Origin of the sequence: Bacillus sp. SIMBA_154, assembly GCF_046536015.1 — a bacterium.
Lineage (GTDB): Bacteria > Bacillota > Bacilli > Bacillales > Bacillaceae > Bacillus > Bacillus pumilus_P.
The window spans coordinates 1-10,881 of the sequence record NZ_JAWJBV010000033.1 but is presented as its reverse complement, the minus strand read 5'-3'; the positions used below and the strand labels follow the sequence as shown (position 1 = coordinate 10,881).

General features: G+C 42.5%; 15 protein-coding genes and 1 pseudogene. 1 reads left to right on the top strand and 15 read right to left on the bottom strand.

The features are described 5' to 3' along the window. The 3 genes and pseudogenes from R0K30_RS20635 to R0K30_RS20625 form a co-directional block, all read right to left on the bottom strand. Positions 1–2,024 (bottom strand): annotated as a pseudogene (locus R0K30_RS20635) (transglycosylase SLT domain-containing protein); the annotation flags it as partial. Between the two features lie 3 nt (positions 2,025–2,027). After that, the gene (locus R0K30_RS20630) at positions 2,028–2,174 is read right to left on the bottom strand and encodes a hypothetical protein (RefSeq protein WP_191098159.1); all 147 of its coding nucleotides are present in this window, start codon (positions 2,172–2,174) and stop codon (positions 2,028–2,030) included. Positions 2,175–2,203: 29 nt separating this feature from the next. After that, positions 2,204–2,653 carry a phage tail assembly chaperone gene (locus tag R0K30_RS20625; RefSeq protein WP_106025143.1) on the bottom strand — a complete coding sequence of 150 codons (450 nt, stop codon included), beginning with the start codon at positions 2,651–2,653 and terminating at the stop codon, positions 2,204–2,206. Between the two features lie 152 nt (positions 2,654–2,805). Here R0K30_RS20625 and R0K30_RS20620 point away from each other — a divergent pair, with 152 nt between their 5' ends. After that, positions 2,806–2,895 (top strand): putative holin-like toxin, encoded by a 90-nt coding sequence (locus tag R0K30_RS20620; protein ID WP_074041930.1) that lies wholly within the window; start codon positions 2,806–2,808, stop codon positions 2,893–2,895. Between the two features lie 274 nt (positions 2,896–3,169). Here the strand turns inward: R0K30_RS20620 and R0K30_RS20615 are convergent, their stop codons facing one another. The 12 genes from R0K30_RS20615 to R0K30_RS20560 form a co-directional block, all read right to left on the bottom strand. Then, positions 3,170–3,613 (bottom strand): phage tail tube protein, encoded by a 444-nt coding sequence (locus R0K30_RS20615; RefSeq protein WP_410612593.1) that lies wholly within the window; start codon positions 3,611–3,613, stop codon positions 3,170–3,172. A 1-nt stretch (position 3,614) separates the two neighbouring features. Next, positions 3,615–4,961 (bottom strand): phage tail sheath family protein, encoded by a 1,347-nt coding sequence (locus tag R0K30_RS20610; RefSeq protein ID WP_410612591.1) that lies wholly within the window; start codon positions 4,959–4,961, stop codon positions 3,615–3,617. Positions 4,962–4,963: 2 nt separating this feature from the next. Continuing rightward, on the bottom strand, positions 4,964–5,188 hold the full coding sequence (locus tag R0K30_RS20605; RefSeq protein ID WP_410612589.1) for a YqzN/YkzM domain-containing protein: 225 nt from the start codon (positions 5,186–5,188) through the stop codon (positions 4,964–4,966). Further along, positions 5,175–5,630, bottom strand: coding sequence for a phage portal protein (locus R0K30_RS20600; protein ID WP_410612587.1), 456 nt, complete (start codon positions 5,628–5,630; stop codon positions 5,175–5,177). Before R0K30_RS20600 ends, R0K30_RS20605 begins: the two co-directional genes overlap by 14 nt. Before the next feature lie 4 nt (positions 5,631–5,634). Next, complete coding sequence (locus R0K30_RS20595) at positions 5,635–6,141, bottom strand: HK97 gp10 family phage protein (protein ID WP_410612585.1); 507 nt, start codon at positions 6,139–6,141, stop codon at positions 5,635–5,637. Further along, positions 6,138–6,494 carry a DUF3599 family protein gene (locus tag R0K30_RS20590; RefSeq protein ID WP_410612583.1) on the bottom strand — a complete coding sequence of 119 codons (357 nt, stop codon included), beginning with the start codon at positions 6,492–6,494 and terminating at the stop codon, positions 6,138–6,140. The genes R0K30_RS20595 and R0K30_RS20590 overlap by 4 nt, the downstream gene beginning before the upstream one ends. Next, a complete protein-coding gene (gene yqbG, locus R0K30_RS20585) occupies positions 6,491–6,883 on the bottom strand; it encodes a protein YqbG (protein WP_410612581.1) in 393 nt (130 codons plus the stop codon). The genes R0K30_RS20590 and yqbG overlap by 4 nt, the downstream gene beginning before the upstream one ends. After that, the gene (locus R0K30_RS20580; RefSeq protein ID WP_410612579.1) at positions 6,883–7,287 is read right to left on the bottom strand and encodes a YqbF domain-containing protein; all 405 of its coding nucleotides are present in this window, start codon (positions 7,285–7,287) and stop codon (positions 6,883–6,885) included. The genes yqbG and R0K30_RS20580 overlap by 1 nt, the downstream gene beginning before the upstream one ends. A gap of 5 nt (positions 7,288–7,292) precedes the next feature. After that, positions 7,293–8,216, bottom strand: a complete 924-nt coding sequence (locus tag R0K30_RS20575; RefSeq protein ID WP_410612577.1) for a phage major capsid protein — start codon at positions 8,214–8,216, stop codon at positions 7,293–7,295. A 23-nt stretch (positions 8,217–8,239) separates the two neighbouring features. After that, positions 8,240–9,406, bottom strand: a complete 1,167-nt coding sequence (locus R0K30_RS20570; RefSeq protein ID WP_410612575.1) for an XkdF-like putative serine protease domain-containing protein — start codon at positions 9,404–9,406, stop codon at positions 8,240–8,242. A gap of 38 nt (positions 9,407–9,444) precedes the next feature. Then, the gene (locus tag R0K30_RS20565) at positions 9,445–10,059 is read right to left on the bottom strand and encodes a hypothetical protein (protein ID WP_410612573.1); all 615 of its coding nucleotides are present in this window, start codon (positions 10,057–10,059) and stop codon (positions 9,445–9,447) included. Positions 10,060–10,101: 42 nt separating this feature from the next. Next, positions 10,102–10,881, bottom strand: a 780-nt coding sequence (locus R0K30_RS20560) for a phage minor head protein (RefSeq protein WP_410612571.1), incomplete at its 5' end; no start/stop codon positions are given.

The following is a 10,881-nucleotide window of genomic DNA, read 5'->3' as shown; positions in this document are numbered from 1 at the left end:
CCTTTGCCCCATTTATAGACAGCAAAAGCGCCAGAAAGAATGGATTTAAGCGGCTTTAATAAAGTGGCCACTTTTCCTAAGAACGCAAGCGCAAACGCATTGGCAATCAAAGCACCAGCAATTGATCCTTCTCCAGTTAGGGCATTCCAGTTGATCTCGCCAATCTTCTTGGCGATTCGAATACCCAATTGCACAGGATCAAGAGCTTCTAAAAAGGATTCAATGAATATCTTTCCTGCTTTGGCTCCTGCATCAGTGAAACTGTCCTCGGATGATTTGTCATCAATACCAAGTAGACCATTGATCACACCGTTTATGATGCCACCGTAAGTCTTACCGACATTTTCAGCCATCTTAAAAAGACCTGGTTTCCCAGTCTTTTCCCACCACGCTCCAAAAACGTCTTTTGTATTATCAAGGACAAGCTTCCACCGAGTTTCAAAGTCCATTTCCCTGTATTTTTCTAGCTGTTCAAAGTGCTTTTTTAATTTGGGATTATCCTTAAATTTCACTTTGAGTTCTTGTGTCTGCTTTTTGGTTAATTTCTCACCAGGAAACAGAATTTTAAATTGATCACCAATGAATCCGAAAACACTCTTTGTCGGATCAAGGAAGCTGTTAGCAAATTTCTTGCCCGCCTTTTCAGCTTTGTTTGATAGATCAGTCAGCACAAAGGAATATTCCCCACGCCACGTTCTAAATGCTTCTAACGCAGGTTGAAACGCAGCTGCAAGTCCTTTACCCCAAGGCATCAAAATAGAGTTGTTGATGAATGATTTGACACCTAAGAATAAGTTGGCTAGGTTGTCCGACATTTTGATCATCATGTCGTTGTATTTGCCAAATTCCTTCGTGACTTCCGGCCAAGTTTTATTTATGTCCTTGCCGCTCTTTGCAAGTTTTTCGAGCTTACCTCTGGCATCACCAGAGATCGCCCCCATTTCTTGCAGCGCTGCCGTTGCGTCACCGATAGGACGCCCCGATTTAATGCCGTCATATAAACGCCCCATCCATAGTGCAACTTCTGAGAATGGCCGCTGAACACCTGCGGCAACGTCCCCGACTAGCTTCATGCCTTCAGTCGTAGAAAGGGCATTGCCCGTAAATACTTGGAGGACACGACTTGACTCAAATATCTCGTCACGCGTAAATGGCGTTTGACCAGCAAAGGCTGTCAGCTCGTCCAGTCGTGCATCTGCTTTCCCTCTGCTGCCGAGCAGTGTTTCAAAAGCCGTGGTCATGTTCTGTCGATCCGCTACCATTTTGAGCGGCACGACAATACCGCCTGTTGCACCGGCACCGACTCCAAGCAAACCAAGTGTACTGGTGACAGCTGACACAATCCCTCTCAATGGCTTTGTGATAAGGTCCAGAACCTTGATTGTGGTTGTGTAAGTCCGTCCCAAATGGGTATTTGCAAATGCAACGGCTCCACGTACCGGAGCGGTGAAACGATCGATCGCATTGATCGCCACCCTGTATTCAGTACCAAGGGTATGCCGAGTATATGACGCTATACGGCTGACTGTGCGTCGGACCATATCAACGGCTCTAATGGTATAGCTGTATCCTCGACCAAGCTGACGAGCTGCATATGATGCAATACGTCTGATCCCTGCGGTTGCACGATCATGTACGGTTATTGCAAACCGCTCTACTTTGCCGAATTTCCGATCGATGTAACGACGAAGCCTGACAAGCCCCGGTGTTGCCTGATCCTTAATGCGCATCAGCACGCTATGAGTACGCGGCATCTTACGTTGTAAGAAACCATTGAACTTTCTCAATGCTTTTGTGGCCAGATCATTTACATCCAGTGTAAGCTGATAAGTTCGAGCAAGGTCACGCAAAACAAACCGCTGCACACGTCTTAATGCGATTGTGGCATTGTCTCGGATTCTTAATGTGATGGGCCGCTCTGATCTGCGGCGCAACCTATCAAGCCGTTCCATATCTCCTCTGATCAAACGCAATTTACGCGTGATCCGGTCTTGTAATTCAAAACGTGCTGTTAAACGAGCCATGACTTATCCTCCTTTCTTCGATTCCTTTTCAAGCACTTCTAATTTGTGGGCTATTAACCCAAACAAAAAGGCCTTGAATCGCCTTGGCGCTTCATAGACCTCTAAGAGTTCAGACGGGGAGTAATGAAGCTCATGCATGCAGTAATACAGATACACAGCCTCTTTGTTCCCGTCTTTTATTAGTTTTTTGCTTCTGTTTCAAGGTCCTCAATTTCATCTTCAAAACCGTTGACCTCAATGGCTTTGTTTAACCAGTTTGCATATTCACCGCCGACAGATAGGACACGCTTTGCCACTTCGACTGGATCTTGGGTGCTGTATGCTTCACGCAATTCTTTTGACTTAAAGTCAGGATAAATAGTTGATTCAACCGCAATACGTGCATAGAAGCGTTGAGAATCCAAGTCTTTCACACGTCCACGACCTTTAACATTTTTGAAAGTCGTGTTTTCTTTCTCTAGTTCATCAATGCGCTCTGTTGTGATAGCTTTGAATACGAATGGAATCACTTCACCCTTTTTATCAACAAAGCGTTTTGAAATGATTGATTTAATTTCTTCTGTTTCCGCTGTTTGTCCTGGCATAAAGAATGAAAGATCATATACGTTGTTTGTTTGTTTTTCGCTCATGTTTAAAAACTCCCTTTGATTTGTTTTTTTGAATGCAAAAAAGCACACCCAATTTACGAATGTGCTTTCCAATCTTTTCATGTATAATATAAATCGTACATATGAACGGCTTATAAGGGTGGCCTGGCACATCCCCAGATCGAAAGGGGGTGATGCTCATGTCAACGTTCCAAGCGATTTCCCTAATGCTTTTGTTCGGGATGTTTATCCTTGCCTTGTTGACGTATATAAACAAAAAATAGGCCTCCCTTGAGCCTGGTAAGTTCTTAGGGATAACCTATTTCCTGTTTAGCTTCACCATGTAAATAAGCCAGCCCTCTTGTGGGCCTCATTGTACATTGCCGGGATGTTAGCGCATCCTGGCTTCTTTTTATTTTATGCAAATTGCTTTGCATGTAAACATACTTTATCTAAGTAGTTTTGGACTACTCTGTAGCTACAAAAAGTATACCATATCAATGATGAAATTAAAAATCACATATATTCAAGTCATTCACTATTCCTTTTTTGTGGAAATTAGAATGTTTCCTTCAACTTCTCAGGAAGGTCAAAGTCCTCAAACGTGAAAGGAACCTCTTCTTCAAGTGCTTCTGAATCCACATCGAGCCCTGCGATCTTTGCAGAATCAAAGTTCACATCAAACAATGTGACACGCTCGATGCCGCGGCCAGATGATTTGTCATCCAGTACAGCTTGAATGGTGAAGTATGGGTCTTCCCCTTTCTTCACATAGTTCAGCATGAGCTGTACAAAACGTGATGTGACTTTATAGAAAGTCGCTGTGCCAGTACCATTCGCACCGGTTGTCTTGTGACCGGTCATACGACGGCCCATAACGTTAACTTCTGATTTATTCTTCTCCACATTCGCTTCAAACGTTTTGATAAACGCCAATTCCTCACCATCGAGGAATAAGCGTCCTTCCTTACCTGAAATGGTATTCTGCGCTTTAAAAGCCATCTTATTTCACCTCTACATTGAAATAGAATTTTTCAGCTGCATCAACTGGTTGAACAGCTAGATCAATCAAGAAACCGTCACGATCTTCATTAAGAGCAATTACGATATCTGTTTCAGAATCAAAGCCTGTAATGCCACTCCCGTCTTGGAGCTGCGTGAGATATTGCGTGATGAGTGTTTTCACCAGCTGCAACCCGTCATCAGATGCCGGAATATCGTTCCCATTTGCTTTGCGTAACTTAATCAAATCCTTCAATTCTCTCGTTAGATCGTTGTTGATCGCATCGAGCACTCGAATGATCTTGTTTTTAGCGAATGTCTTGTTCTTCTCGGTTGTGTAAGTCGTTAAGGAGTTAATATCCTTTTCAACGCTTACTGTGCGATCTCTCGCATCAAACGTGAACAAGAATTCCCCTTGTGATAAGCGATATTCCACTTGGTCATTATCCAAGCGCTCTAACGTGTCCACAGTGCCTTCATATTCAACAAATGTCAGTGACTGATTGAAATTGGCTCCTGCAGATGCACCGGCAACCCATGCAGTTGCTTTGGCTGGCGTGATCTCTGTGCCGTCTTCTAGCAGAACGCCACTTGTGACATTGATAATTCCTTCATGATCAGCCGAATAGTTTGCTAAAACCCCTTGCACCTTGCGCCCTTGATCATCACGCAGCCGCTTGATGAAAGCCACAAATGTCGCTTTTAACTGCTCGCTAGTGTTATTAGGCAGCGCGATCACGTCAAAGTATTCTGTTTCAGCTGCTTCAAGAAATGCTGTGTAATCTGCCACGCTTGGCACTCCGTTTTTCCCACCGCTTAGTGTTACGCCAGCTGTGATAGTCACTTCACCTTCACCAGAAAATTGAACGTATTTGTTTTGCTTCAGCTCTTTGACATCAGTGACAACCTGCTTATCGACAATGTCTGTACCCACGTAAGTCACCACATCACGCTTGGAGCTGTCCAATACGTTTTCAGTGACTTGGATCGTGACCTCATTACCTTTCTGTCCGCCATAATTAGCAAGCACATTGAAATTCTCGCTGATCTGAGCCTTTGCAGGCTCCCCTTCATTCAGGCGATAAAGCAAGACTGTTTGTGCTTTTTTCTTCGCTTCTCGGAAAAGAAGCAGTGATTTGTCATCGATGTTTAATCCGACTTTTTTATTTAAGTCCTCGATGCCTGAGATAGAGATGAACGTCTTAGGCTCTCCCCAACTCATCGTAATCGGAAGTGCAACGGTTCCGCGATCACCTAACGTGATACGCTGCTGTGCTGTGGTTTTAAAATTGAAGTAGATACCAGGACGCTTCTTTTCTGTACCTGGCGTGAAAGTACCTCCATTCATGCTTAAACCTCCTTAGACAAAAAAGCATCAATCTGCTTTCTCGCTTCTGTTTTTGTAATTGGTTGATCTTTGATATAAAAAAGAGCACCTTCAAGGATTTCAGGCTTTACGCCAAACAATTCCTTGCTGTGCTCTTTCAAGGCTTCAAATGAAAATGCTGCTTCTTTAGGAAGAACCGGAGCGGCTTTTTCTTCTTTCACCTGTGATTCATTTTTAGTCTTGCTCACGTTTGATCACCCCGTCTGAAAAATTTATGTCGTCAAGGCTTGGCTGCGCGTCTCGGTTGTACCAATAGGCACTATCCCATGTGAGGACGATCGTTGCCACACCTTGATCTGCAATCCTAGTTTCCGCCCTCTTGATTCGCATATATTGATCGAGCGGTTTACCGTCTTCAGCAACCATCTGAATAATATTACGATCCGCTGATAAGGCATCAACGATTGTTTCTGCCGCATCATGAGCCTGCCCAGAATCCTTGTGAAACACTTTTATATGCAGCGTGTATGTTTTGAGAAACGTTGAAACAGTATCGTTTCTTGTATTGACCCATGCATCAGGAAAGTACATCGATGGGACCTGAAACTGTTCAGGAATCACTTTTTCATATATTTTCACCGGAAACCGCTTGTAACAATAATTCATGATGGCGCCGACTTCTTGATTCATTTAATCACCGCCCAAATTGTTCATCGATCCATTGCTGCAGTTTGCGGTCTAATGATCGTTCAAACATCTGTTCAAAAATTGAAAGTGCATTATCCCAATAGCCGCTGCCCTCAACCCATTGGAACTTTAGAAGCATTCCTGTTTCAGCGTTTGGATCGTATTCAAAACGATCACCAACCCATCTGCCAGGAACCCATCGTCTATCCTGATTTTTGGAGGGATCAATGGTAAAATGACCATCATTTGTGTACGACGCATATTCCAAGTTGGTCCCAACATCCAATGTTAGACCGCCACTGCTCATCGAAAAGACGTTTTCTCGATCGCCTTTCTGAAAAGAGTTAAGCAAGCGACGAGCATCCACTGTTTTTGTACGAATAACCTCATCCTGAACAATATCAAGAAACTCATAACCCATTCCTTCAAGCCACTCTTCATATTCTGCTTGTAAGCCGCCATTCACCGCAGCATTCAAGTCCTCTATGAACTGATCTAAACCATCAATCCTCAAAGGCTTTCACTCCTCATCGCTACCACCTCAATATGATGGTTTTTGATCCGTCTGGGCTTTTGCAGTTTCAATGTCACACCTTCCCATACCACTTTATCGTTCAGACGAACATCAGCGGTAATAGGAAAATGGACGAGATATGATTGATGAATGGTTGCGTTTGGCTCCTGCTGTGTGATGTTTTGATTTCTCTCTGTGAAGTAACATGCTTGATCAACTTGATCAGGCTCATCAGGATATGAAAAGATCGGCTGTGCATCCTGAACCGGCACGCCAAAACGATCTTTTGACAGCTGCTCATTCTGTAGGTGGAAAATATCGCATTGATCCGTCAACAATGATTGATAGCTCATAGTGATCTCAACCTTAACTTGACGTTGCCTGGATCTTCCGGCGCATCTCCTGGCTCGATAAAATCTATCAACAGGTTATACACATCTGGTTTTGATATGGCGTTACCATCTGCCAGTGTATAAGAGTAGTCACCAATCTTTTCAGACTTGTACCCTTTGATGATTGATTCATCGCCGTTGATCAATGCGAAAAACTGTGCCATTTTAATCAATGCGATCTTTGCTTTTTCAGGGAGGGGCTGATATTTTTCACTTGTGAAATCATGACCTGCGATTTTAAATACCTCAGCTTCAGCCTCAATGATGTCACTTTCCAATAATTCATCCGAGCGGTTTTTCACGCTCTCGAATACGCTATACGTCCTAACTTCTTCAGGAGAGATCAGCATCAGCCTTGCTCTCCTGTTTTTTCTTGCTGCTGTTGATTTTCAAGGATGAAGGCAATTCTTTCACTTTCATTCTTGAACTCAGACGGATCGCCGCCAAGATCAACAATAACGGCTTCTTGTCCATCTTTTTTCATATCCTTCAATTCAATTTCAGTGTAGATTTTTTGTTCTTGTTGCGGTTCTTCTTCGGCCTCTTTTGGTTCTTCCTCTTCCGATGGCTTTTCTTTTGGTTGATCATCCGTTTTTGAATCATCAACAGGAACTTTCACTTCCTTACAAGCGAAAAAATCATTGCCATTGAGATATTGAAAAACCTTCTTCTCAATCTCCTTAACTTGATTAAGAAGAAAGACATGCCCCATCACAGCGTATGTCTTTCCCTTGATCAATTCAGCTGTATACATATTGATCACTCCTTGACCTTGATGATCTTAGCAACAGCATCCTCTTCCTCAAATTTGCTGTCGAGCTTCGCAGTAAGGACGATAATGAACTTACGATTACGGATGTCTTTATCAACCTCAATACGGATATTACGAGAGAAGCCCAAGATGATGTTTTTTGGATGAGTCAATAAAATGTCTGAAACATCTGTGCCGTCCGCATCATACGGTTGCATGTTTGCAATTCCTTTGACTGGAACACCGAATGCAGAAGAAAGCCCACCTTGTACTGCTGCATCTCCTAAATTTGTTTGACGATCGGCCACTTTGTCTTTCCACTCGACCTCTTGCCCTGGAGAAGAATAGAAGCGGAACTCTTGTGGGACGCGCAAATATTTTGGTGGAACAGCTTTGTATCCTTGTTTGAATACTTGACGTGTAAGTGGTTCACCAGCAACATCTACGATATGAGATGTGGCTTGCTTTCGGATACCATCAAGCTGCGCAAGGTAAGTATCCTCAGATTTTGTATCACCATTTAGGATCAATTCTTCAATATCTACTGCCGCTCGTTCCGCCAGCATTTGCATGATGGTGTTTTGCAAAGCATCGACCTCGATGTTATTTTCAAGTGTGTCATACGTAATATTCACTTCTGCGATGACTTCTTTTGCATTAAGCTCCACAGTGCTTGTTGTTGGTGCAACTCGATCACTTGCAGGAACTGCCTTTCCTTCCACACCAGGACGAAGAATCCGCTGACCAAAACCGATTTTTTCGATTTTTTGTGCATCACTATCCATTGGAATAACACGTGCATCTTGTAGCAGTGTTGGTGCATTTTGCACCATACGAATAAATGTGCTAGATTGGGTTGGATTCATGAGACCGCCTGTCTTTAAAGTACCAAGCGTCACTTCCGCTTTGTTAATTACCTCTTGATTTCTCACTCTAGTTCCTCCTTTTTCTCGGCTTAAAGCAAGCCGCCCCATACCGTTTCAGATTTTTGTAAGTCTTGTTGTTGTTGATCTCCTACTCCATTACCTTGCGGACGTGCTTTTTCAAGGGCTTCGACTCTTTCAACAACTGGAGCCAATGCCTTTTCTACAGCTGCGGCCATTTCTTTTGCGACCTCTTCATCAATTTGTTTTTCTTGCGGATCAGGTTGCTGCTCGCCTTCGCCTTTTTCAAGGTCATCCAGACGCTTTACAACCGGTGCAATTGTGTCATCTAGCATCTTTTGCAAATCTTCTTTGTTCACGTCTTCTTCCTCCTTCTTCTCTTCCGCTTGACTCAACAGATTGTCGATAGCGGCTCTTGCATTTTTTAGCTCATTTAGATTAGCAGCTGAAAACTTTTTACCTGCTTTTGCGACTTCTTCAGGTGGATCAGTTTGGATCCCAGCCAAGTCATCAGTAAGCAAAATCTCTTGTGTAATTTCCACAAAGTCTTCCAGTGCTGCTCTTACTTTTTCAGGATCAGTTTCTAAACCATCATCCTCGTAAGGGTCCCATTTATACAAAACGGAATTCAGCGCATCTTGTGCAGCCCAAAATTCACGACGCATGCGGCCTTTGTCGTATCGGTTCTTTACTTCTCCTTTTGATAAAAAGAAGTTTTTGAGTAAAGAAAAAAGCCCCTTCTCTTCAGAAGCTGGCTTGTGATTCTCCTGTTTTCCTATATCCGCAGTTCCGGCCATTGAATATCCGGTGATCTCACCCTTCTGAATCTGTTCCCAAATTTCATCGGAAGCCTTTGTCACAAGGACCCACGATCCTTTCTTGATCACTTCATCGCCCATTTCAAAGTCAGACGGAGCAATGTACGATTCAACGACTTCCCCGACACCGCCTTGGAAATCATGCTGCTTGTCGATCTCACGTGCATCCTTCAAGAATCCGTGAGCCGCTTTTTCGATCTCTTCTGGTGTCATGTAATCTCCATGTGCATCCGCAACGTTTGGTTCGTATACAATACCGTACACAAGACGCTGCGCATCATCAGCCTTCGCAATGACCTTGATCTCTTTTTGAAAGTCATTTTCTTTTTCTGACTTAACGAAAAAAAACTGCTTTTGATTAGCAGCCTTGTCCACGTATGAAACGTGTGTGATTTTTGCATTTATCAATTCGCGTGGCAATTCATTCACCTCCTTTCAAAAGAAATAAGTCTCCTTTTTTAAGAAGACTTATTTTTATTCTGAATACGATTTAATTTGTTATTAAGATATGCCTCTATAGATTGCAAATTATTCGCATATTGAGATTTAATATTTTTAGGCATTTGTTTTGAATAATTACCGAGATTTATAGTATCAATAATTGATTTAGCCATACCACTATGAATAACTGCCTTCTGCTGCAAATCAGACATAAGAATTGATATATCCATCTGTTCAATATTGATTTTTTTATCTTCTTCATCCTGATTAAGTGCTAAGTACAGTTTACGAATAACTTCATCAAGTCGAGCTAATCTGTAATCCAAACTAATACTTTTTGAGGTTTGGGTTACAGGCAATTTCACTTGACTTTTATTAACATTCTTATTTTTATCTGTTTCATTCTGCAATTTTAATTCTTCATTAATTTCTCCTTCAATTTCTTCTAGCTTGTTCCTAATGAAATTAAGTTCAAAGCCCCCATATTTTATTGTTGCTATATCTTGAATAAGATTAGTAATAGGCTTTTTCAACATAGCAATAGCAATAATTAATACAATTGGCCATATCATTGCTGTAAAAAAAGACATAAATCCATTAAACATAGAAGATAATAATTCATAAAGATTCATATATTCCCCTCATTCCCAAAGTAATGAGGATATTATACTATTTCATTCCATGTTCTGTAAGACTCTTCTTCTAATCTCTTCTTTTTCCTCAGCTGACAATCCTAGAATAACAGGATCAACCACAGGGCCAACTGCACAATGACAATTTACTCGCTCTTTTGGCGTAAGCTGTGTATCTCTCGGAAACATGCACCGCTCTCCGCTACCTGGTATCTCAAATTCTTCATCGAGCGAAATAATCGTTCCATCCAGCTGCACATGACTTTCTCTTGACTGATTCTTCTTCCCGCCGCTGTGCTTCCATCGCTTTGCCGTAACCGCCGGAGATTGTACATATGACTCATGTTGAGCAACAGAAGAAGCGGTCAACACCTCTGTTACGGCTGTTACACGTGCACGTTTGCGACTAAATTCAGGAAGGTCCTTCAGCTCCAGTTCAATCTCCTGGATAGAGCGGCCTTCATTTATGCCATCCTTCAACGTTTGTTCAATAGCTGTATGAGTATTCAGCTGCATCAGCTGCGCCAACTCTTGCGACCACGATTCAATCCACTCTGCGGTTCTTTCAGATAAGACCTTGAAAGGAATATCTGCATCGATGGAATGCATGATCTTCTCGGCCAGCTGCGTGATCGTCAGCGTCAAGAAAATGGCCGTTTCTTTTCCGAACAGCTCCGCAAATTCATCAGCTGCAAACAAGTCATTTTGAAAGAACGCTAGAATGGATTCTAACGTCTCTGAATCGTCCTTGGATATAAAACCATTCAGAGCATTTAAAAACGTCCTGCGTTGCAATCTGAGAAGTTTTGCGGTTGTTTTCTC

What these genes read in the sequence shown, in the direction of transcription:
- R0K30_RS20590 (WP_410612583.1), bottom strand. Translation starts at nt 6,494, where the DNA reads ATGAGCTATCAATCATTGTTGACGGATCAATGCGATATTTTCCACCTA.
- R0K30_RS20615 (WP_410612593.1), bottom strand. Translation starts at nt 3,613, where the DNA reads ATGGCTTTTAAAGCGCAGAATACCATTTCAGGTAAGGAAGGACGCTTA.
- R0K30_RS20625 (WP_106025143.1), bottom strand. Translation starts at nt 2,653, where the DNA reads ATGAGCGAAAAACAAACAAACAACGTATATGATCTTTCATTCTTTATG.
- R0K30_RS20620 (WP_074041930.1), top strand. Translation starts at nt 2,806, where the DNA reads ATGCTCATGTCAACGTTCCAAGCGATTTCCCTAATGCTTTTGTTCGGG.
- yqbG (WP_410612581.1), bottom strand. Translation starts at nt 6,883, where the DNA reads ATGCTGATCTCTCCTGAAGAAGTTAGGACGTATAGCGTATTCGAGAGC.
- R0K30_RS20565 (WP_410612573.1), bottom strand. Translation starts at nt 10,059, where the DNA reads ATGAATCTTTATGAATTATTATCTTCTATGTTTAATGGATTTATGTCT.
- R0K30_RS20610 (WP_410612591.1), bottom strand. Translation starts at nt 4,961, where the DNA reads ATGAATGGAGGTACTTTCACGCCAGGTACAGAAAAGAAGCGTCCTGGT.
- R0K30_RS20600 (WP_410612587.1), bottom strand. Translation starts at nt 5,630, where the DNA reads ATGAATCAAGAAGTCGGCGCCATCATGAATTATTGTTACAAGCGGTTT.
- R0K30_RS20580 (WP_410612579.1), bottom strand. Translation starts at nt 7,287, where the DNA reads ATGTATACAGCTGAATTGATCAAGGGAAAGACATACGCTGTGATGGGG.